Origin of the sequence: Phyllobacterium sp. LjRoot231, assembly GCF_964253365.1 — a bacterium.
Classification (GTDB): domain Bacteria; phylum Pseudomonadota; class Alphaproteobacteria; order Rhizobiales; family Rhizobiaceae; genus Phyllobacterium.
In genome coordinates, this window is the sequence record NZ_CAXUQT020000002.1 from 223,340 (window position 1) to 243,997 (window position 20,658).

The 20,658-nt window shown below is 56.1% G+C and carries 19 protein-coding genes; 10 read left to right on the plus strand and 9 right to left on the minus strand.

The window, feature by feature from the left end:
- The first annotated feature begins 50 nt into the window (after positions 1-50).
- Positions 51-1,676: an MFS transporter gene (locus tag ACSQ3H_RS24710; RefSeq protein WP_436119765.1), complete on the plus strand. Its 1,626-nt coding sequence runs from the start codon at positions 51-53 to the stop codon at positions 1,674-1,676.
- 92 nt (positions 1,677-1,768) lie between these two features.
- Positions 1,769-2,389, plus strand: coding sequence for a DapH/DapD/GlmU-related protein (locus tag ACSQ3H_RS24715; protein ID WP_436119766.1), 621 nt, complete (start codon positions 1,769-1,771; stop codon positions 2,387-2,389).
- 13 nt (positions 2,390-2,402) lie between these two features.
- Here ACSQ3H_RS24715 and ACSQ3H_RS24720 read toward each other — a convergent pair whose 3' ends face one another.
- From ACSQ3H_RS24720 to ACSQ3H_RS24745, 6 genes are all read right to left on the minus strand, one after another.
- On the minus strand, positions 2,403-3,542 hold the full coding sequence (locus ACSQ3H_RS24720; RefSeq protein WP_436119767.1) for an alpha-D-ribose 1-methylphosphonate 5-triphosphate diphosphatase: 1,140 nt from the start codon (positions 3,540-3,542) through the stop codon (positions 2,403-2,405).
- Positions 3,543-3,554: 12 nt separating this feature from the next.
- Complete coding sequence (locus ACSQ3H_RS24725) at positions 3,555-4,703, minus strand: alpha-D-ribose 1-methylphosphonate 5-triphosphate diphosphatase (RefSeq protein WP_436119768.1); 1,149 nt, start codon at positions 4,701-4,703, stop codon at positions 3,555-3,557.
- A gap of 272 nt (positions 4,704-4,975) precedes the next feature.
- A complete protein-coding gene (locus tag ACSQ3H_RS24730; protein WP_436119769.1) occupies positions 4,976-5,407 on the minus strand; it encodes a YybH family protein in 432 nt (143 codons plus the stop codon).
- A gap of 128 nt (positions 5,408-5,535) precedes the next feature.
- Positions 5,536-6,777 (minus strand): RNA polymerase sigma factor, encoded by a 1,242-nt coding sequence (locus ACSQ3H_RS24735; protein ID WP_436119770.1) that lies wholly within the window; start codon positions 6,775-6,777, stop codon positions 5,536-5,538.
- Positions 6,774-7,148: a YciI family protein gene (locus ACSQ3H_RS24740; protein ID WP_436119771.1), complete on the minus strand. Its 375-nt coding sequence runs from the start codon at positions 7,146-7,148 to the stop codon at positions 6,774-6,776. Before ACSQ3H_RS24740 ends, ACSQ3H_RS24735 begins: the two co-directional genes overlap by 4 nt.
- 74 nt (positions 7,149-7,222) lie before the next feature.
- Positions 7,223-7,618, minus strand: coding sequence for an SH3 domain-containing protein (locus ACSQ3H_RS24745; RefSeq protein ID WP_436119772.1), 396 nt, complete (start codon positions 7,616-7,618; stop codon positions 7,223-7,225).
- Positions 7,619-8,131: 513 nt separating this feature from the next.
- Between ACSQ3H_RS24745 and ACSQ3H_RS24750 the strand changes: the two genes are divergently transcribed.
- From ACSQ3H_RS24750 to ACSQ3H_RS24765, 4 genes are all read left to right on the plus strand, one after another.
- Positions 8,132-9,355: a DUF2865 domain-containing protein gene (locus ACSQ3H_RS24750; RefSeq protein WP_436119773.1), complete on the plus strand. Its 1,224-nt coding sequence runs from the start codon at positions 8,132-8,134 to the stop codon at positions 9,353-9,355.
- Between the two features lie 94 nt (positions 9,356-9,449).
- Positions 9,450-10,226, plus strand: a complete 777-nt coding sequence (gene tam, locus ACSQ3H_RS24755) for a trans-aconitate 2-methyltransferase (protein ID WP_436119774.1) — start codon at positions 9,450-9,452, stop codon at positions 10,224-10,226.
- A 266-nt stretch (positions 10,227-10,492) separates the two neighbouring features.
- Positions 10,493-11,785: an NCS2 family permease gene (locus tag ACSQ3H_RS24760; protein ID WP_436119775.1), complete on the plus strand. Its 1,293-nt coding sequence runs from the start codon at positions 10,493-10,495 to the stop codon at positions 11,783-11,785.
- Between the two features lie 84 nt (positions 11,786-11,869).
- A complete protein-coding gene (locus tag ACSQ3H_RS24765) occupies positions 11,870-12,475 on the plus strand; it encodes a deaminase (protein WP_436119995.1) in 606 nt (201 codons plus the stop codon).
- 10 nt (positions 12,476-12,485) lie between these two features.
- Here ACSQ3H_RS24765 and ACSQ3H_RS24770 read toward each other — a convergent pair whose 3' ends face one another.
- From ACSQ3H_RS24770 to puuE, 3 genes are read right to left on the minus strand one after another with little or no spacing between them, the layout of a single operon-like run.
- Positions 12,486-12,971 (minus strand): ureidoglycolate lyase, encoded by a 486-nt coding sequence (locus ACSQ3H_RS24770; RefSeq protein ID WP_436119776.1) that lies wholly within the window; start codon positions 12,969-12,971, stop codon positions 12,486-12,488.
- Positions 12,972-12,974: 3 nt separating this feature from the next.
- Positions 12,975-13,988: an allantoicase gene (alc, locus tag ACSQ3H_RS24775; RefSeq protein ID WP_436119777.1), complete on the minus strand. Its 1,014-nt coding sequence runs from the start codon at positions 13,986-13,988 to the stop codon at positions 12,975-12,977.
- 9 nt (positions 13,989-13,997) lie between these two features.
- Positions 13,998-15,398 carry an allantoinase PuuE gene (gene puuE, locus ACSQ3H_RS24780; RefSeq protein ID WP_436119996.1) on the minus strand — a complete coding sequence of 467 codons (1,401 nt, stop codon included), beginning with the start codon at positions 15,396-15,398 and terminating at the stop codon, positions 13,998-14,000.
- Positions 15,399-15,592: 194 nt separating this feature from the next.
- On the opposite strand from puuE, the gene uraH reads away from it, so the two are divergent.
- The 4 genes from uraH to xdhC are packed head-to-tail and all read left to right on the plus strand — an operon-like array spanning position 15,593 to position 20,657.
- Entirely contained in the window at positions 15,593-15,964 is a 372-nt protein-coding gene (gene uraH / locus ACSQ3H_RS24785; RefSeq protein ID WP_436119778.1) for a hydroxyisourate hydrolase, read from the plus strand.
- A 6-nt stretch (positions 15,965-15,970) separates the two neighbouring features.
- On the plus strand, positions 15,971-17,452 hold the full coding sequence (xdhA, locus tag ACSQ3H_RS24790) for a xanthine dehydrogenase small subunit (RefSeq protein ID WP_436119779.1): 1,482 nt from the start codon (positions 15,971-15,973) through the stop codon (positions 17,450-17,452).
- 10 nt (positions 17,453-17,462) lie between these two features.
- The gene (xdhB, locus tag ACSQ3H_RS24795; RefSeq protein ID WP_436119780.1) at positions 17,463-19,796 is read left to right on the plus strand and encodes a xanthine dehydrogenase molybdopterin binding subunit; all 2,334 of its coding nucleotides are present in this window, start codon (positions 17,463-17,465) and stop codon (positions 19,794-19,796) included.
- A 6-nt stretch (positions 19,797-19,802) separates the two neighbouring features.
- On the plus strand, positions 19,803-20,657 hold the full coding sequence (xdhC, locus tag ACSQ3H_RS24800) for a xanthine dehydrogenase accessory protein XdhC (protein ID WP_436119781.1): 855 nt from the start codon (positions 19,803-19,805) through the stop codon (positions 20,655-20,657).
- Position 20,658: the final 1 nt, after the last annotated feature.

Genomic DNA, 20,658 nt, shown 5'->3' on the forward strand with positions numbered 1-20,658 from the left:
TTATAACGGGATAGTAACGCCAGTGTCTTCCAAAGAAGAAAGTTGACGAGGTGACAGACCGGGCATCGCCACTCGCACCATTCAGACATGACATTTTCCGGACCTGGTTTGCCAGTCTTTCCTCTAATTTCGGCTCCCTGATCCAGTCCGTCGGCGCGGCCTGGATGATGACAACCATCTCCGATTCCGTCGATATGGTGGCACTGGTGCAGGCTTCGATCGCGCTGCCTATCATGTTGTTTTCGTTGGTATCCGGAGCTCTTGCCGACAATTTCAACCGCCGCCGGGTGATGCTTGTCGCGCAATGTTTCATGCTGGGCGTATCGATCCTGCTGACCCTGTTTTCGCACTTCAACCTGATCACGCCATGGCTGCTGCTGTGCTTCACTTTCCTCATCGGTTGCGGAACGGCGCTCAACAACCCTTCATGGCAGGCCTCCGTCGGCGATATGGTCCCGCGCGATGATTTGCCGAGTGCGGTCGCATTGAACAGCATGGGCTTCAATATTACCCGCAGCGTCGGCCCGGCCATCGGCGGCGTGATTGTCGCTATTGCAGGTGCCGCGGCTGCATTTGCGGTCAATACTATAAGTTATCTTCCGCTGATCTATGCACTGTTCCGCTGGCAGCCAAAATATGACCCGAATCCTTTGCCGCGCGAGACTTTGGGGCGGGCGATTTCCGCCGGTTTGCGTTACGTCGCCATGTCGCCGAACATTGGAAAAGTAATTTTCCGCAGCTTTGTTTTCGGCCTTTCCGCCAGCGCCATCCTCGCCCTTTTACCACTGGTGGCGCGCGATCTGGTTCACGGCGGACCCTTGGTTTACGGCGTCATGCTCGGCTCCTTCGGCATCGGGGCGATTTGTGGTGCGTTGATCAGCGCGCGCCTGCGCGAATATTTGTCGAGCGAAGCCATTGTTCGCATTGCGTTTATTGGCTTCGCCGCGAGTGCAGGCATGACTGCACTCAGCAGCAATGTTTGGCCGACCAACGCCGCACTGCTGCTCGCTGGTGCATGCTGGGTGCTTGCGCTTTCGCTGTTCAACGTGACGGTGCAGCTTTCGACGCCGCGCTGGGTCGTCGGTCGCGCCTTGTCGCTTTATCAGACAACTACCTTTGGCGGCATCGCTGGCGGCAGCTGGTTATGGGGTGTTGCAGCGGGCGAGTATGGCGCAGACAGGGCACTGCTCGCTTCAAGTATAGTTATGTTGTTCGGCGCGGCAATTGGCCTCCGCTATGCTTTGCCAGAGTTTAAAACGCTCAATCTCGATCCGCTGAACCGCTTTAGTGAACCGCTGCTGAAATTGGACCTTAAACCGCGCAGCGGCCCTATCGTTATCATGATAGACTATGTCATCGCGGAGGCCGATGTGCCTGAATTCCTTGAGGTTATGGCTGCGCGGCGGCGCGTCCGCATTCGTGATGGGGCAGGGCATTGGGCACTGATGCGCGACCTGGAAAACCCGGAAATATGGACAGAAAGCTATCATACGCCGACCTGGGTCGAATATGTGCGCCACAATCTGCGTAGAACCCAGGCGGATGCCGCGATTGGTGATCGAATCCGCGCCCTTCACCGGGGCCTCACGGAGCCGCGCGTGCATCGCATGATCGAGCGGCAAACGACCCTTCCGCACGATATCGCCGCGCACAAGACGCCGATCGATATGTCCTGATGACGAGGAATTGTTCAATATATTCATAATGTTGTTGCATGCGACGCTTAGAAAGCCACCGAACGATTTATGCGACAACACGAGGCGCTAAAATGAGCGAAAAGATGCTGGGGATTGCCCCGATAATTCACCCCACCGCCACCGTGCGGGATAGCACACTGGGGCAATATACCGAGGTTGGCGCGCGCACGGCCATCGCTGAAACGGAATTCGGTGACTACAGCTATATCGTGCATGATGGGTCGATCATTTACGCAAAGATCGGCAAGTTCTGCTCGATCGCCGCCTTTACCCGCATCAACCCGGGAAATCACGCAACGTGGCGCGCCAGCCAGCATCATTATAGTTATCGCTCGCGCCAATGCGGTTTTGATCTTGGCGATGACGTCGATTTTTTTCAGTGGCGCCGCGATCATCAGGTCAATATTGGTAATGATGTCTGGATCGGGCACGGCGCCGTTATTATGCCGGGTATTACTATCGGAGATGGCGCGGTCGTCGGCTCTTCGGCCGTGGTGACCAAGGACGTTGCGCCATATACCATCGTTGCCGGCGTTCCGGCAAAGTTCATCAAGCGCCGCCATCCGGAAATACTTGCGGAGAAGTTGATCTCTCTCGCTTGGTGGGACTGGAGCCATGAAAAGCTTGGCGAAACTCTTCCCGATATGCGGGCTTTGAGTGCCGAGGCCTTCGTCGAGAAATACAGTACTTGATAATACTGGCGCGTCAGGAGACGCGCTTTCCTTCCCGCCAGACGCTTAATATGACCGGGACGCCATCTATTAACCGGACTCTGCTGAAATCGGCGCGCTTGCCTATCTCAATAACGCCACGATCATCCAGGCCGACCATACGCGCCGGATTGTCCGAAACGAGCGAAACTGCCTTCGCCAGATCGATTCCCTCGCTCTGATTCAGCAAAAACACCGATTGCATAAGGCTTGAGGGAACATAGTCGGAAGAAAGCCCGTCAAGAAAATCCTGACGCACGAGATCAATCGCCGAGACGTTGCCTGAATGCGACCCGCCGCGTACCACATTGGGTGCGCCCATGACGACTTTCATGCCGCGCCTGTTGGCATGGGCTGCGGCATCTATACTTGTCGGGAACTCGGATATGGCGATCCCGTCGCTTACCGCCTCGTCGATGTGCTCGGGTGTCGTGTCGTCATGGCTGGCAAGCACGGTACCGTGCTGGCGGGCAAGCTCGATCACTGCAGTGCGATAGCGGCTAACATATTGAGATTGCGCAGCAATTCTGTCTTCAACCATCTGATAGAATTCGAGATCCGTCCATTTCTTGTCGCGGTTGAACTGCCGCCATTTGGCGAGATCCGCCCATTGCCGCTGACCTGGTGTGTGATCCATCAACGAGACAAGCTTGACGTAAGGGTTGTCCGCAATCGGTTCGTAAATGTCGAGCACGGCCGAATCTGCCAGCTCACAGCGCAGATGCAACAGATGCTCGCTGCGAAGTACTTCACGTACACGCGCATTAGCAACGGTTTCCACGGTACTTGTGATCATCTGGCGGCGGGCACTGGCGGAAGAATATTCTCCGACAGAGACAGCATCGAATACGGTGGTAATACCGGCACCGGCAATCTGTACATCATGTGCAATCACCGATGCTGCACTTGACGGCCACATGACCCCGGGCCGCGGCTGCAAATGCTTTTCAAGGTTGTCGGTGTGGAGTTCGACAAAGCCCGGCAAGAGGAAATCGCCTTCAAAATCAATGGCATCGGCAACAGAGCTGGACCCTTCACCGATATCGTTGATCCGTCCGTCTTGAATGCCTACGGTCCCGTCGAGGGTATTATCCGCCAGAACCAGCCGGGCGTTGGTGACGAGCATTTCGGTCATGAATTTTCCATTTTAGTTGACGAGCCGCCCTTGCCGCCACACCGAACGGATGACGGGGATATTGTCCACCAGATGAACCCGAATGAGGTCGGCGCGCAAGCCCGGCAGAATTTCCCCACGGTCATCGAGCCCGCAGACTCGCGCGGGAACGCTGGTCATCATGCGGACCGCCGCGGGCAAGTCAACGTCGAATTCCGGCCTGTTTGCCAGCATGAAAGCGCAATCGAGCATGGAACGCGGTACATAATCCGAAGTCAGGATGTCTACCAGTCCCTCGCCCAGCAGTTCGGTGACCGCGACATTGCCCGATTGCGAACCGCCGCGCAGTACATTCGGCGCACCGGCCACGATCAGCATGGATTGCGCTCGGGCTTCGCGCGCAGCTTCAATGCTGACCGGAAATTCGGCAACACGGACGCCTTCCGCATGCGCCATGCGGATATGCTCGACAGTCAGATCGTCATGACTGAACATGGGCAAGCCGCGTGTCTTGGCAAATTCGACTACGAGACGGCGTACTTCACTTGAACTTGCTTCCAGACTTTCGAGCAGTTCGCGTGTTTCTTCTTCGACAGCCGTGCGATCCTTGCCCGTTTCTTTCATTCGCCGGTCGAGATAGTTCGATACATCATGACTTTGACGCTTGCCTGGAATGTGTTCCATGATCGAAACAACGCGCACAATATCCCGGTCGATGTTTTCGGCGATAAGCGCAGGCGTCATATTGTCGGTGATCTCGCACCGCAGATGCACAAGATGCTCTGCCCGCAACATGCCCTTCGCGCCCGCATATTCGAGAGCGTCGATCATTGGTCCCAGTATCTCGCGGCGTTCAGGATTCTTGATGGTCGCGCCGACGCAAAGCGAGTCGAAAACCGTGGTCACACCGCCGCCGATGATTTGCGAATCATGTGCCATGACGGCCCGTAGCATGTCCCATTTGACGTGAGCGCGCGGATAGACATGTTTTTCAAGATGATCGGTGTGCGCATCGACCAGACCAGCCAGAATATAATCGCCGCCCATGTCGATGGAGCTCGAAACCGCTGAACGGCCCATGTCGACACTGGCTATTGTCCCGTTAACGATCTGCACCGAACCATGAATGATTGCATCGTCAAGAACGACGCGGGCGCCCGTGAGAATCAGTTCATTCGTCATGTCGCGTTCCTTCGGAAATGCTGCAACAAGAAATGGCGGCAATGACGCCGCGCGCACCAGTCAGAGTTGGTGATTTCAGAGTCTTGGTCCTTATGACAATATGTCTTGGGGGAATCTGACGCCGTTCTTATCCCGCGTTTCATGACAGGGACGTGACAAAGCCACCGGCAAAATTACTTTTGAAGGATTGTTGACCGGACAAGTGAGTTCGCGCGCTTAGAAGAACGGAGTTCCGTCACCGCGCGGACAGCGTAACAAGGACGTCGCCGGGATTACGGCTTCAGATCGAGTGCAGCCTTGAAGCTGCCATCCATGTAGAAAGGCACGGAGGCATGCTCATGCGCGATCTTCCACGTGTCATTTTGCTTGATCAGGCCGAGAGTCTGGCGGAACCAGAGGTCCGGCTCCTCGCCATCGGCCTTCTTTCCGGTCATGCGGACAAGGCTTCTTACGAAAGCTACATCGCCGCCGGCTATGATCTCCACATCCCGCGCTTCGGCACCGATTGGCCCTTCCCATGTATCGAACCAAGCTTGCAGGTCTTCAGCACCCTTACCCTGATATTGCAGGGGTGGAGCGAGCGTGAATTGGACCACATCGTTGGTGAGATAAGACAGGGCGCGCGCGGCTTTTTTGTTGCTGATCGCTTTCGACCAGTCCTCGATCACAGCTGCAATTGCGGCTTTTTCGTCCGTGACAGTCATGGTGTTCTCCTTCCTCGATGGTTCATAAAACTGCCCCCACCGAAGTGCGGGGATCGTCTCTGAACCAAGGACGGATGAACGACTGCCGATCCGACAGGAGCGTCAAAAAATTAGTTCTGTCGGTAAAATCAGTCTTGCGCAAGCCGATCGAGATGCATGCGGATATGGGCGGCTTCAGCTGCCGTATTGGCGAGAGAGATCGCGCGGTTGAACGCTTCCCGGGCCTCGTTGGTGCGGCCGATCTTCATCAACAGGCCGCCTTTGACGCCGAAGAAGTGGAAATAGCCTGAAAGCCTTTCCTCCAGCGGCTCGATCAGTGCGAGCGCTTCGGCCGGACCGCGCACTTTCGCGACGGCGACGGCACGATTGAGCGTGATCACAGGCGAGGGCGTCAACCGTTCGAGCGCTGCATAAAGCAGGTCGATCTCCGTCCAATCCGTATCTTCCGCGCGCATGGCCCGTGCATGCAGCGCAGCGATTGCGGCCTGGATCTGATAGGGACCAGGCTGCCGGTGACGCATGGCCTTGTCGATCAGTGCCAATCCTTCATTGATCATACTGCGATTCCAGAGGCTACGATCCTGATTCTCCAACAATATCACCGAGCCCTCGGTATCGAAGCGGGCGTCAGCACGGGCACTCTGCAGCAGGAGGAGCGCGGTCAATCCCATGATCTCCGGTTCGGTCGGAAAGATTCGCAGGAGCAACCGCGACAGGCGGATTGCTTCACCACACAATGGGGAACGGGCTTCGGCTTCGTTGCTGCCTGCCGAGTAACCTTCGTTGAAGATCAGATAGACCATAGCTGCGACTGCGGCGAGCCGTTCAGCCCGTTCGATCGGTCCGGGCGTTTCGAACGGTATTTCACCGGCCCCGATGCGACTCTTGGCGCGTGTGATCCGCTGTTCCATTGCGCTCTCGCTGACGAGAAAGGCGCGGGCAATCTGCCGGACCGACAGGCCGGACACGATCCGGAGCGCCAGCGGGATTTGCTGCGTAGCGGGAAGATCGGGATGACAGCAAATGAACAACAGGCGCAAAATGTCGTCCCGGTAATCGGAACCGTCAATCTTCTCCGCGACAGCGGTTTCTGCGTCTTCAAGGTCGGACAAGAGTTCCTCTGGCGGTAGAGGCTGCTGTTTTGCCTGACGCCGCACCACATCGATAGCGCTGTTACGGCCGACAAAAATGAGCCATGCCGTGGGGTCGCGTGGTGGTCCATTCTTCGCCCAGCTCTTCAGCGCGCGAAGACAGGCTTCCTGAAACGCCTCCTCCGCCGTATCGAGATTGCGGAAATAACGAAGCAGCGCCCCGACCGCCTGCGGACGGGCGGCGGTAAGCGCGGCATCGATCCAGCCTGCGTCGCTCATGAGAAACTCGACCCTGGCCTGAATATCCCGATCGGCCTTATCTCATAGGAACCGGTTCCCGGGTTCGCACGGGCTAGGTCACGCGCCGTTTCCAGTGCCTCGTCCAGTGAAGCACAATCGACAACGTAAAATCCGAGGAGTTGTTCTTTGGTTTCAGCAAAAGGCCCGTCTATGACGAGGGGGTCTTCGCGGCCCTTGCGAAGGGTGGTTGCGGCAGTGGTCGGAAGAAGTCTTGCGACAGGCCCAAGACGTCCTTGCTTGGTGAGCTCTTCCTGGACGACAGCAAGGCGCGCCATCACAGCGTCATCCTCCTCCTTGGTCCAGGAACTGACGACGTCTTCGGGATTATAGCAAAGTATGGCGTAAAGCATTTGGATCGTTCCTTCTTACGTGAAGACGATCCAGTATGGCTTTTCCCGACACCGGGTCAAAAAATATTACGCGATTACCTGCAAGAAAACCCGGGTGCTATTTTGCAATTGGATCGCGGACGGTGCGGCCTGTGATAAGGACGATGTCCATAACCATAGGGCGGTCGGACGATGATCGTCGGGCGAACCACAACTCCGACTCTCGGTCGTACAATTCCCGCCGGCTGGAGATAATTGGCGGAAAGCCATCCTCGAACGCCTTGATTTCCGACGCGACACCAGTTCGGCTGACATGCCAGAATATTGACGCGAGTACCTGCCGCCAAGGTCGCGACGCGAGTGTAACCTGTTCCGGGGCCGGTGCGAAGATTGACGCTTCCGGTTGTATAACCGACATCCGCTAATGCATATGCCGGCCAGGCTAACAGTCCGATACTAATTAAAATTACTGATACCAGCTTCTTGTGCACCTGCCTCAGCTCCGGGTTTTTAATCGCCTACGCACACGATTTCTGATCGCAATAAATGCGATTTTAAAAGTGTTGTCGAGTGGGTCTCCTTCAAAATATCGGGAATTACTTCTGCAATGAACGAAATAATTGATAAATTTCTGTAACATTGTTCGTGTAAAAGAGAAATACTGCCAACGAAACACCGTTAGTTTTTCTGATACATGCATCGTACGGATTGCGTGGATGCACACGAGTATAATTTGATACGGAAATCAGGAAAACACATAAAATTATCACTTTTACTGAAAATTCCACGGTTCCCGCATCACGCAATCGTTATTAATATTAATATGATAAATAATTAATTAGGATTACGCCGAATGCAACAATGTACTAGTCTGATAATGGAGGTGTCGCTAATTCCGGAATAGTGCGATCTGGTGAACTTGCCAGGGTATTGGCCTTTTCTCCTGCGATTGGCGCGATCAAACCCTCTTCCTTGTGGAGCAGCATCTTGGAGGATGCGGGGCAATGCGGGTGATTTCCATATTTCAACTATCGGTTGTAGCTGGACTAGTACTGGCGGTCGGTCCCGTCACTCTCGGCAAGGCTTACGCCGACTCCGCTGTTTGCACGGCGCTGAAACGACAATTGGTGACTGTGTCAAATAGCGGAAACAGTTCACTCAAATATAACCGTGGCGCCCAGCAACAGGCTCTGCAGTTGCAACAGATGCGAGCGAAGGCAAGCAAGGAAGGCTGCGGCGGCTTCCTGTTTTCGCGTGGTGACCCTGCGCTTTGCAAAAATTATGCCCGAACCATTGACGCAATGTCCGCCAGACTCGCAAAGCTTCAAAACGCGAGTGACAGATCCGGTGCGTCGCAGCCTTCGCGCCAGCAGATTCTGGCCTCGTTGGAGGCCAAAGGCTGCAATGACAGAACGGCATCGTTAAGCGGAAACAATGATTCATCCAATATCCGTCGCAAGACTCTGCTGGAAGTCCTGTTCGGTACGCGGACTGAGGAGGATAAGCCTTCTTCCAAAGTGATTGTCAGAGGGTTGCCGGATGAACGTGACAATATGCGCAGAAGTTCAACCGCAGCTCCGGAAATGCTTGCAGCGACATATGAAGGGACCGAGCCGAGCGTTAACGGAATCGTCAAAAAGGGTTATCGAACCATTTGCGTGCGTACATGCGATGGATACTATTTCCCGATTTCGTTCTCGACCAAGCCCAAATATTTTGCGCGCGATCAGAATGCTTGCAGTGCGATGTGTCCGGCCGGGAACGCGAAATTATACTATCATGCAGTGCCGGAACAGGAATCGGATGCAATGATATCCGTCGCCAACAAGAAGCCCTATAGCGAGTTACCAAATGCATTCAACTACCGCACAGCGGGAGTTAAAGCCGTGCCAGGCTGCACGTGCCATGCTCAAGCCGACATAACGGCTGCAGTGCCGGAAACGCCCGTTTTCCAGTCTGAGACCGCCATATCTGCGGTGAAAGAGACCGGGGAGCCAGATGTTGATGCCTTGTCCGAAGAACCCGCTCAGGGAGATGCCGATGAAAACGAGACATCGCAACGAAATGTAAGGACCGTTGGTCCCGCGTTTTTCCCGGACGAAACCAATACCATGGATTTTACTGCTCAACCTCCCGAAAAGGAGGTTCAGGAAAGCAAAGCCAGCATCCTTACGCCTGAAAATATCGTCAAGACGATCGCGTCGGATATTATCCGAAGAATTCAATAGAATAGCTGTACTCATAAAGAGCGGTGCAATATTAAGCCCTGTCATCGCAATAGGCATGTTAATGCTTGACGAGTGACAGGAGCATGAGTCGCATATGAGAAAGTCGGATTGGTCGCCGGGGCAGTATCTCAAATTCGAGGACGAGCGTACCCGCCCGGCAAATGACCTGCTTTCTGCCGTTCCCAATCAGGATGTGAAATTTGCGGTAGACCTCGGATGTGGCCCGGGCAATTCCACCGAACTGATTGTAAAGCGATATCCGTATGCTGAAGTCCTGGGGATCGATTCTTCTGCGGATATGACCGCAAAGGCAAAGGAGCGGCTGCCGGGGTGCGAATTCGCAACAGCTCATGTCGACACATGGACGCCGCACAAGAATGCCGACCTTCTCTACGCCAATGCCGTCATGCAGTGGCTCCCTGACCACGACCGGCTTTTCCCGCGGCTGATGGGTTTCCTGGGTGCCGGTGGTTCTCTGGCGATACAGATGCCGGACAATCTGGAGGAGGCGACACATGTGGCTATGCGGGAAGTTGCGGCTGACGAACGCTGGGCTGCAAGGGTAACGCAAGCCAACGCCACCCGTAGCGAGATAGGCACTGCGTCATTTTACTATCGATTGCTACGGCCCCATTGCCACCGTGTCGACATTTGGCGCACGACCTATAATCATCCGCTGCAAGGGCTGGATGGCATCATCGAATGGTTCAAGGGTTCAGGCTTGCGTCCATATCTTTCTTTGCTGAACGAGGAAGAACGCGCGGGCTTCCTTGACAAGTATAAGCAACGTTTGGCTCAATCCTACGAGCCGATGGATGACGGAATAGTGCTCTTGCCATTTCCCCGTATCTTCATCGTAGCAACGCGGTGAACCGGCAAATTCTTTTCTTCTAACTCAAGAAAATATTGAAGGTGTTTCGCATATGAATGCGGAATAGACGCCTAGTATCGCCGAAGCGAAAGACGCACAATTGCAATTACGGTGGCGACACTGAGGAGCGGCAGGCATGCGGAGGAGTGTGCGCCTGTCATCTCTTGATCGGAGAATTACCGAAAACTCAAAAGAGGCAGCCTGCATTGACGCGTCCAGCGCTTGCAAGGCAACCGGAGACTTAGGCGTTTGCCAAGGGAGGAATTATGCTCGAAAAGCTTTTCAAGCTTAGCGACCACAACACATCGGTTCGTACGGAAGTGTTAGCGGGACTGACGACGTTCCTGACGATGTCGTATATCATTTTCGTCAATCCAGAAATTTTGTCCTCCACGGGCATGGATCGCAATGCTGTGTTTGTCGCGACCTGTATCGCCGCGGCGCTCGGTTCGGGCGTTATGGCGCTGGTTGCCAATTGGCCCATCGGTATGGCGCCAGGTATGGGCCTCAACGCTTTCTTCGCTTTCACCGTCGTTGCTGCCATGGGCTTTTCCTGGCAGCAAGCGCTTGGAGCCGTGTTCATTTCGGGCTGTATCTTTCTGCTGCTGACGGTAACCGGAGTACGCCGCCGGCTCGTAGCAGGCATTCCCAAATCGCTGCGCAGTGCGATCGCGGCGGGTATCGGCCTCTTCCTTGCATTCATTGCGTTGAAAAATTCGGGCATCGTAGTGGCCAATCCCGCGACATTCGTCGGTTTGGGCCATCTTGGGAGTACGGGGGCCTTGCTTGCGATGCTGGGCTTCTTCGTCATTGCCGCCCTCGATGCGCTCAAGGTACGCGGGGCCATCCTGATCGGCATTCTGGTTGTAACTGTCCTGTCGATGATCCTTGGTGCGAGCGAGTTCCAGGGCGTATTTTCAGCGCCGCCAAGTCTGGCACCAACCTTCTTCCAGCTTGATATCATGGGTGCTTTGCACACTGGGCTTCTTCAGGTCATCCTCGTATTCGTGCTCGTCGAAGTCTTTGACGCGACGGGAACCTTGATCGGCGTCAGCAAGCGCGCTGGGCTGATCGAAGAGGGAAAGCCGAATAATCTTGGCCGCGCATTGTTCGCCGACAGCACGGCTATCGTGGCTGGCTCATTGCTCGGAACCAGCAGCACGACTGCCTATGTCGAAAGCGCATCTGGCGTTCAGGCCGGCGGGCGCACAGGATTGACCGCATTGACCATTGCCGTCCTGTTTCTGGCGGCACTGTTCATTTCTCCGTTGGCTGCAGCTGTCCCGGGCTATGCGACGGCGCCGGCCTTGCTTTACGTCGCGGGTTTGATGATGCATGAACTTGTTGATATCGAATGGAGTGATGTCACAGAGTCGACCCCGGCCGCTCTGACCGCATTGATGATCCCGTTCACATACTCGATAGCTAACGGCCTTGCCTTCGGTTTCATCAGTTATGTTGTGCTGAAGACTTTCACGGGCAAGGCAGGTGTTGTGCACCCGGCGACATGGCTTGTGGCTGCCCTCTTCATAATAAGGTTCGCGCTATTTCCCGCCTGACGTCATAATCCGGTGCGGATGCGTCGATTGCGCCGCATCCGCACCATTGCTATTTTCAGACATCGAATCTGTAGAAGGCCACCGATGAAGCAGCAAAGTATGAAGACTAATCTGATTGAAGTGCTGCTGGATACGATCGAGCATCGGATTATCCCGAAGACCGAGATAGGCGTAGCCGCCGGAAACAAGATTTTCGGTGCAGCGTTGCTACGCAAATCAGATTTCTCGCTCGTGCTGGCCGAGACCAACAATGAGACTGAAAATCCGCTATGGCACGGCGAGGTTCATACGTTGAAGCGGTTCTACGAGATGGCGGAGGACACGCGTCCCGATCCGCGCGAGCTGATTTTCCTGTCCACCCACGAACCTTGTTCCATGTGCCTTTCGGCCATCACCTGGGCGGGTTTTGACAATTTCTACTACTTCTTCAGCCACGAAGATTCGCGCGATGCATTCGCAATCCCGCACGACCTCAAAATCCTCAAGGAGGTTTTCACTCTCGAGCCGGGCGGCTACAACGAGCAGAACGCCTTCTGGAAGAGCTACTCCATCCACAAACTGATTGCTGGCTTGCCCGAGCGGGATCGGCAGCGGTTGCAACGCCGCACAGCAGCGATCAGCGAAAAATACGGGGAACTATCGGAGCGTTATCAATCTGGGAAGGGCGAGAACTCAATCCCCCTGAACTGAGTTCATCGAATCAGCGGACAAGAAATGGTTCGCTGTAGAAGTGTTCTTGCAGGTTGATGCCATCGCCGCCACGATCGATGACGACAAAATCGGATACACGATTGAGCGGTGTCAAAATGCCGTGCCACACATTACGGTGAATGTTGACGCCTTGCCCCGGAGCTGTTTGGAACGCAATGGGCTCGCCGGGGCCATCGCGTGTTTCGTGGGCTACGACTACCAAAAACGGATTCTGCGAAAGCGGCACGAATGCCTGGCTCCCGAAGGGATGGCGTTCGACCATTTCAAGTTTGAGTGGCAGTTCGTAAGGTTTGCCGCGCAACAGGCTGATCAAGGTACGGGCATTCTCCCCCGCCGTCTCAACCTTGGCCAGATCATGATAACGCATGCACATGCCATGATTGATGGGAAAGCTGTGTGCGCCTTCCATCTCGATGACATCCCCGAAAGGCGAAAACGCCTCCCGGGTCAGAGGTTGAATGATGATTTCGCGCATGGATTATCCCCGAGCGAGCTTGCCGAACAGGCGAAGCCGGCTGACACCGCCGTCCGGATAGATGTTGAAGCGTGCGTGCGTCACGGAGCCATTCTGTTTGATCTGGTTGCCGCCATATTCATGAACGTTGTCCGCCGAAAGTTTTTGCACAGGCAGGATTTCTTCCCAGAACATGGACGACGCCACAACCAGCTCATCAAGACTCTCACCAGCATCGCCTAGATCGGCGACCTGGATGGAACAGGCATCCGGATAGTTGCCCTTGAAGTGGGCCGTATCGACAATTGCGCTTTCGATAATGCCGCGCGCCGCAAGCTTTATGATGATCCAGTCATTACCCGGCTCCCGCCGCCGGCGGGTTTCCCAACCGTCGCCCATATTGATGCCTCGACCCGGCGCGAGAAGGCGTTGAAAACCATAATGGGCGTTCGACATCGCGACGACGCGGCCGCCCAAAAGGGATGAGGCAAGATCTACAACTTCACCACCGATAGAACTGGTATCCAGCGACGGTTGGCCATAGACGCGCAAGCGCGCAACGCCGCCATCCGGATGGATGTGCAGGCGGACATGGCTCCATACGGCCTTGGACGAGCAGGTAAAAAAGTGATGCGCGCTTGGCCCCAATCGATTGAGGCCGAGCACTTCGGTCCACTCTGTCGTACCGTCGGGCTCACCTGCGGAATTACATGCCTCAATCCGGCAGGCGGGAGGATAGTTTCCGGTGAAATGCGCCGTATCGACATCGAAACCGGAGATTGTTCCTGGCGCTGCCAACCGCACAATTGCATGATCGTGTCCTGTGCTGCGGCGTCGGCGCGTTTCCCATCCATCCATCCACTTGCCGTTGTCGTCGAATTTCTCAGGATAGAAAATCGCTGGCTCGTCACTCAGCATACGCTCCAGTGGAGCAAAGAACTCGTCTGTCGCAAAGATCGGCTTTGCACCGAGTCCAGCCGATGCGAGGTTGATCGAGTTGCGCGCGAATGCGGGGACATCTTCATTTGTGTTTGACATTTTCATTCCTCAGTTTGGCAACATGTCCTGAAGCCGGAGAAGGGCGATCCTCTCCACCTCTCGGCATGCAGTGTTGAATTCGGTCTGGCGATTGTTGGCGATCCGGGTCTTGAAGGCGGAAAGGATTTCATCCTTGCTGTGTTCTTTGACAGCGATGATGAACGGAAAGCCAAAAGTCTCGACATACCGCGCGTTGAGCGCGGTGAACTGTTCCCGCTCGTTGTCGGTCAACGCATCGAGACCGGCGGAAGCTTGTTCCAGCGCCGAGCTTTCCGTCAGCCGCTTGGCTTGCGCCAGTTTGCCGGCAAGATCGGGGTGCGCATTCAACACGCCGAGGCGTTCATCTTGGGAAGCGCTGCGAAAAGCGATTGTAAGTGCGGAATGAAGCCCAATAGCGGTGTCATGCGCTGGCGAAAGTTCGGAGGCATAGACGCGCCTCGCTATCCAGTCGGAATGTTCGAATACACCGCCGAAGCGATCGACAAATGCCTCTTCATCAAGAGCTGAAGGTCGAGCGCCTTGCTGCCCGTAAGGGTGGTTGATTGCCCAGTGCTGCGCAATATCGATGCGGCGGGCTAGCCAGACCTTTTCGTGGCCTTGCACATAGTCGATGAAACGGGCGAGGGCCGCAACGCGCCCCGGCCGGCCGGCAAGGCGGCAGTGCAAGCCAATGCTCATCATCTTAGGCGAACCGGCTTCGCCTTCGGCATAAAGAGTGTCGAAACTGTCCTTCAGATAGGAGAAGAACTGATCACCTGAGTTGAACCCTTGCGGGGTGGCGAACCGCATGTCGTTGGCATCGAGCGTGTAAGGGATGACAAGCTGATGTCTACCTGCATGCTCGTGCCAATAGGGCAGGTCATCGGCGTAGGAATCGGAAACGTAGTCGAAGCCGCCTTCCTCGCTGACGATATCGACCGTATTCATCGAACAACGGCCGGTGTACCAGCCGCGCGGACGTTCGCCGGTGACGGCAGTATGAATGCGGATCGCTTCGAGCATGTGTTCACGCTCGGCTTCCGGGCTGTAATCCTTGTAGTCGACCCACTTCAGGCCGTGGGATGCGATCTCCCAGCCTGCGTCCAGCATAGCGCGGACTTGCGCAGGCGAGCGCTGCAGGGCCGTCGCAACGCCATAGACCGTGACCGGCACGTTCTTTATTGTGAGAAGGCGATGCAGCCGCCAGAACCCGGCCCGGGCGCCATATTCGTAGATCGACTCCATATTCCAGTGTCGCTGACCAGGCCAGGCCTGCGCGCCGACAATCTCCGAAAGGAATGCTTCGGATGCCGCATCGCCATGCAACACACAGTTCTCGCCGCCTTCTTCGTAATTGACGACAAATTGCACAGCGATGCGCGCGTTATCTGGCCAATTGGCCTGCGGCGGGTTCGCGCCGTAGCCATGCATGTCGCGGGGATATCTCGCCAATGTGGCCCCTCCTCAAACGTCTGTTCCATCCCTGAATAATCAAATAATGCGCGATGCATTCCCCCATAAAAATTTGAAAGTCCTGCAATCAACGGCTGCCTACCCGGGAACTGCGTCGACGGGCAAATTGAGCGATGGAAATTGAAAGTACTCCACGGGAGGGAGGAACACTCATGAGCCTTCACAACGAAGCAGCCGGTCGCCTGACGACCCATGTGCTCGACACGGCCAGCGGCAAGCCTGCTGCTAAGTTGCGCGTCGATCTCTTTCGTGTCGATGGCGAGCGCCTTATGCCGTTGCACAGCACACGCACCAACGAAGACGGACGCTGCAACAATCCACTGATGACGGGAGCGGATATGCGCTCGGGCGCTTACGAACTTCGCTTTCATGTAGGTGAGTATTTCGGCAGTCAGTCGGCAAATGGTCAGACGCCGTTTCTTGACGTGGTCCCGATCCGCTTCGGTATCGATGACGAGAATGTGCACTACCACGTGCCGCTACTCGTTGCCCCCTTTGGCTATTCAACCTATCGCGGGAGCTGATTTCACATGGATATCCAGGTCCGCAACAGCGTCCGGTTTCTACTCAACGACAAGCTCATCGAGCGGAAGGATGTTTCCCCGACAGAGACACTTCTAGATTTTCTCCGGCTCGACCGCAAACTGCGCGGCACCAAGGAAGGTTGCGCAGAGGGCGATTGCGGTGCCTGCACGGTTCTCGTTGGCCGGTTGTTCAACGGCCAGCTCAAATATGAATCGGTGAATGCCTGCATCCGCTTTGTCGGTTCGCTCGATGGCTGTCATGTCGTCACGGTCGAAGCGCTCGCCGGGATAGACGGAACGTTGCATCCGGTTCAGCAGGCCATGGTCGACACGCATGCTTCGCAGTGCGGGTTCTGCACGCCGGGGTTTGTCATGTCGCTCTACGGGTTGTGGATGCAGAATCCGCAAGCGAACATCCAGGAGATCGAGAAAGCGCTCCAGGGCAATCTTTGCCGCTGCACCGGTTACGCTGCCATCATCCGTGCAGCCGAGCGCGTTTCGGCGGTGGGTGATCTGAAGAAGGATCCGCTGGTTGCTGAACGGATGCGCGTGACGGAGCAACTGCTTGCACTGAAGGACGGCAAGCGTGTTGTCGTCGGTGAGGGCAAGCAGCAGCTCATACTACCTGCCAATGTCGATGATTTCGCGGACGTGCTGGAAAACAATCCAGGCGCGACCATCGTTGCAGGTTCGACCGATGTCGGGCTCTGGGTGACGAAGTTCATGCGCGAGATTGGGCCGGTCGTTTTCCTTTCGCATCTGGATGAACTGCGCCAGATCAGGGAAGGCGAGGAGGGTCTGACGCTTGGTGCGGGTGTCAGTTACACGGACGCCTATCCGGTTATCATCCGCCATTTTCCCCAAATGACCGAACTGTGGAACCGCATCGGCGGGGAGCAGGTTCGCAATATGGGAACGATCGGCGGCAATGTCGCTAATGGCTCGCCGATTGGTGACACGCCTCCAGCCCTGATTGGTCTTGGCGCGATCGTTCTGTTGCGCAAGGGCAAAACCAGGCGATCGGTCCCGATCGAGAATTATTTTATTGAATATGGAAAGCAGGACCGGTCGCCCGGGGAATTCGTCGAAGCAATCCAAATCCCATATCTCGGCACTGACGATCTTTACGGCGTCTACAAGATTTCCAAGCGCCTGGACGAAGACATTTCGTCAGTCTGCGGCGCATTCCGGATCGCTTTGGACATACGGGGCGGGGTGGAAAGTGCCGTCATCGCGTTTGGCGGCATGGCAGGCACGCCCAAGCGCGCCGGGACCGTCGAACAGGCTTTGACCGGCGCCGTCTGGGATGAAGGGGCCATTGAAAAGGCGATAGCCGCATTTCCCGATGATTTCACGCCGCTGACCGATTGGCGAGCCTCCGCAGACTACCGCCTGCTGGTGGCGAAGAACCTGCTGCGCCGCTTCTATCTCGAAACAGGCGGCGAGAAGCATGTCCGGTTGAACCGCTACGAAGCGGTATTTGGGTGAGGAGTGCGCAATGAACTCAATTCAGCCGATTACCCGCATTCGCGGCGGCGTTCACGAAAAACAGCCGCATGAATCCGGTCACAAGCATGTCTCGGGCACGGCCGAGTATATTGATGACATGCCGGAGCCGTCCGATACGCTGCATGCATATCTCGGCCTGTCGCAACGCGCACACGCAGAAATCGTGTCCGTCGACTTTGAAGCCGTCAAAGCTTGTGCCGGTGTTATCGGCATCCTGACGGTTGACGATATTCCCGGCCATAACGACGTCAGTCCAGCCGGGAAACATGACGATCCAGTCTTTGCCGTCGGCAAGGTTGAATTCCACGGCCAACCGATTTTCGCGGTGGTTGCCGAAACCCGGCAGATTGCGCGTCAGGCAGCATCGAAGGTCAAGATCGAGTATCGTGATCTTGACCACGTCATTGACGTTCTGGAGGCAGAAAAAGCTAACTATCCCCTTGTCATCGATCCACTGAAGCTTGAGCGCGGCGACATTGCTAGCGGTCTTGCCGGCGCAAAGAACCGACTGAGCGGCGAGATGCGCATAGGCGGTCAGGATCACTTCTATCTGGAAGGTCATATCGCCTTTGCCATCCCCGGCGAGGACGATGAGGTGACAGTGTATTCGTCGACCCAGCACCCGAGCGAAACGCAGCACATGGTTGGCCATGTTCTCGGCGTTCCATCCAATGCCGTAACGGTCAATGTGCGGCGGATGGGTGGCGGCTTCGGCGGCAAGGAAACGCAGGCCAATCTCTTTGCGGCGGTCGCAGCGATTGCTGCCAAGAAATATCGCCGGGCGGTGAAGATCCGGCCCGACCGCGACGACGATATGGTTGCAACGGGAAAGCGCCACGACTTTCATGTGGCCTATGACCTCGGCTTTGACGATGGAGGCCGCATTGAAGCGGTCGACGCCACATTTTCGGCACGTTGCGGTTTTTCTGCCGACCTCTCCGGCCCGGTGACGGACCGTGCATTGTTCCACGCCGACAACTGTTATTTCTATCCGAATGTGAGGCTGAGATCGCGGCCGTTGAAGACCAATACCGTTTCCAACACCGCCTTTCGCGGTTTCGGCGGGCCACAAGGTATGGTCGGTGGCGAACGCATGATTGAGGAAATCGCCTATGCGCTTGGCAAGGATCCGCTGGAAATCCGCAAGGCGAATTTCTATGGCGGCGAAGGCCGCAATCTTACGCCGTATCATCAGACAGTCGAAGACAATATCATCCCGCAAATCATTGCGGAGCTTGAAGAGTCGTCTGAATACGCGGCGCGGCGTGAGGCGATTATCAACTTCAATCGCCATAGCCGGATCATCAAGCGTGGTATAGCGCTGACGCCGGTGAAGTTCGGTATTTCCTTCACCAAGACAGAGTACAACCAGGCCGGTGCACTCGTTCACGTCTACACGGACGGTTCGATCCATCTCAACCATGGCGGCACCGAGATGGGGCAGGGTCTCTATACCAAAGTGGCGCAGGTCGTTGCCGATGAATTCCAGGTTGATCTCGACCGTATCAAGGTGACGGCGACGACAACCGCAAAGGTACCGAATACCTCTGCTACCGCTGCGTCTTCCGGCTCTGATCTCAATGGCATGGCCGCAGCTAACGCTGCCCAGCAGATCAAGGCACGTCTGGTCCAGTTTGCCGTCGAACAATATGGCGTCGGACAAGAGCAGGTTGTTTTCGAACCGAACATCGTTCGGGTTGGTGATCGGCTCATTCCGTTTCCGGAACTAATCAGATCCGCCTATGGCGCCCGCGTACAGCTTTCGGCGGCAGGATTCTACAAAACACCCAAGATCCATTGGAGCCGGGCGGAGGGCAGGGGTCGTCCTTTCTATTACTTCGCCTATGGTGCTTCCGTGTCCGAAGTGAGCATTGATGCGCTGACCGGCGAATATCAGGTCGATCGCACAGATATCCTGCACGATGTCGGCAAGTCCCTGAACCCGGCACTCGATCTTGGTCAAGTGGAAGGTGCCTTCGTGCAGGGTATGGGCTGGCTGACGACTGAAGAACTCTGGTGGGATGCCCAAGGCCGGCTGCGCACACATGCACCGTCGACCTACAAGATCCCGCTCGCATCGGATCGGCCGCGCCAGTTCAACGTCAACCTTGCCAGCTGGTCGGTCAATCGGGAGGAGACGATCCGCCGCTCCAAGGCAGTGGGCGAACCACCCTTCATGCTGGCGATCTCGCTGCTCGAGGCTCTCTCCATGGCCGTTGCAAGCGTTGCCGATTATCGCATCTCGCCCCGCCTAGATGCCCCCGCCACGCCGGAGCGTGTGCTGATGGCGATTGAGCGGTTGAGAGAAGCGACGAGGGGGTGAGTGCCCATGCCGAACCGCGAGGACATCAGGGATTTTCTCAATCGGCGGAACCAGGTCGTTCTCGTCGAAGTGAAGACTGCTGACGGGTCCACGCCGCGTGAAGCCGGAGCCTGGATGCTTGTGGCCGCGGATCGTATCTTCGGCACGATCGGTGGAGGACAGCTCGAATTCATGGCGATCGATCACGCGCGCAGGGCACTCAACAACGGAGCCCACACTGAGGAAATGACCGTACCGCTCGGCCCGGAGATCGGCCAATGCTGCGGTGGTCGTGTCGCGCTCGGTTTCAAACGAGTTGATCGAGGTGTAGCCATGACGTTGATCGAGAAGGTCGATCTTGAGATTGCCCAGCGTCCGCATGTCTACGTCTTCGGTGCCGGCCATGTCGGCGATGCACTGGCCATGGCGCTGTCGCTGGTGCCGTTGCGGATCATATTGGTCGATACGCGCGAAAATGAACTTTCCGCCACGCAGGTGCCTGGCATTGAGACCTGCCTTACGGCCATGCCAGAAGCAGTTGTCCGCGATGCGCCCGCTGGAAGTGCCTTCGTCATCCTGACCCATGACCACGCGCTTGACTTCCTGATTACCGCCGAAGCTCTCGCCAGGACAGATGCGTCCTATGTCGGCATGATCGGTTCGAAGACAAAACGGGCGACGTTTCGCAACTGGCTGACGCGTGAGGTTGGCCGTCCGGAGATTTTCGATAGACTCGTCTGTCCGGTGGGTGGAACTGCCGTGAAGGACAAGCGACCAACCGTTATCGCAGCGCTGGCAGCCGCAGAAATCATGACGTCGGCGCTCAATTATCGAGTTCCGAAAGCGATTGTAGTCAAGGAACGCAAGCGCGTTGTGGCCTGAA

Bases quoted from the DNA above. Each gene is read 5' to 3' on its own strand.
- ACSQ3H_RS24770 (WP_436119776.1), bottom strand. From the start codon at position 12,971: ATGCGCGAAATCATCATTCAACCTCTGACCCGGGAGGCGTTTTCGCCT.
- ACSQ3H_RS24765 (WP_436119995.1), top strand. From the start codon at position 11,870: ATGAAGCAGCAAAGTATGAAGACTAATCTGATTGAAGTGCTGCTGGAT.
- ACSQ3H_RS24750 (WP_436119773.1), top strand. From the start codon at position 8,132: ATGCGGGTGATTTCCATATTTCAACTATCGGTTGTAGCTGGACTAGTA.
- ACSQ3H_RS24760 (WP_436119775.1), top strand. From the start codon at position 10,493: ATGCTCGAAAAGCTTTTCAAGCTTAGCGACCACAACACATCGGTTCGT.
- xdhB (WP_436119780.1), top strand. From the start codon at position 17,463: ATGAACTCAATTCAGCCGATTACCCGCATTCGCGGCGGCGTTCACGAA.
- ACSQ3H_RS24740 (WP_436119771.1), bottom strand. From the start codon at position 7,148: ATGCTTTACGCCATACTTTGCTATAATCCCGAAGACGTCGTCAGTTCC.
- ACSQ3H_RS24730 (WP_436119769.1), bottom strand. From the start codon at position 5,407: ATGACTGTCACGGACGAAAAAGCCGCAATTGCAGCTGTGATCGAGGAC.
- ACSQ3H_RS24720 (WP_436119767.1), bottom strand. From the start codon at position 3,542: ATGACCGAAATGCTCGTCACCAACGCCCGGCTGGTTCTGGCGGATAAT.
- uraH (WP_436119778.1), top strand. From the start codon at position 15,593: ATGAGCCTTCACAACGAAGCAGCCGGTCGCCTGACGACCCATGTGCTC.
- ACSQ3H_RS24735 (WP_436119770.1), bottom strand. From the start codon at position 6,777: ATGAGCGACGCAGGCTGGATCGATGCCGCGCTTACCGCCGCCCGTCCG.
- ACSQ3H_RS24725 (WP_436119768.1), bottom strand. From the start codon at position 4,703: ATGACGAATGAACTGATTCTCACGGGCGCCCGCGTCGTTCTTGACGAT.
- alc (WP_436119777.1), bottom strand. From the start codon at position 13,988: ATGTCAAACACAAATGAAGATGTCCCCGCATTCGCGCGCAACTCGATC.
- xdhC (WP_436119781.1), top strand. From the start codon at position 19,803: ATGCCGAACCGCGAGGACATCAGGGATTTTCTCAATCGGCGGAACCAG.
- xdhA (WP_436119779.1), top strand. From the start codon at position 15,971: ATGGATATCCAGGTCCGCAACAGCGTCCGGTTTCTACTCAACGACAAG.
- puuE (WP_436119996.1), bottom strand. From the start codon at position 15,398: ATGCATGGCTACGGCGCGAACCCGCCGCAGGCCAATTGGCCAGATAAC.
- tam (WP_436119774.1), top strand. From the start codon at position 9,450: ATGAGAAAGTCGGATTGGTCGCCGGGGCAGTATCTCAAATTCGAGGAC.
- ACSQ3H_RS24715 (WP_436119766.1), top strand. From the start codon at position 1,769: ATGAGCGAAAAGATGCTGGGGATTGCCCCGATAATTCACCCCACCGCC.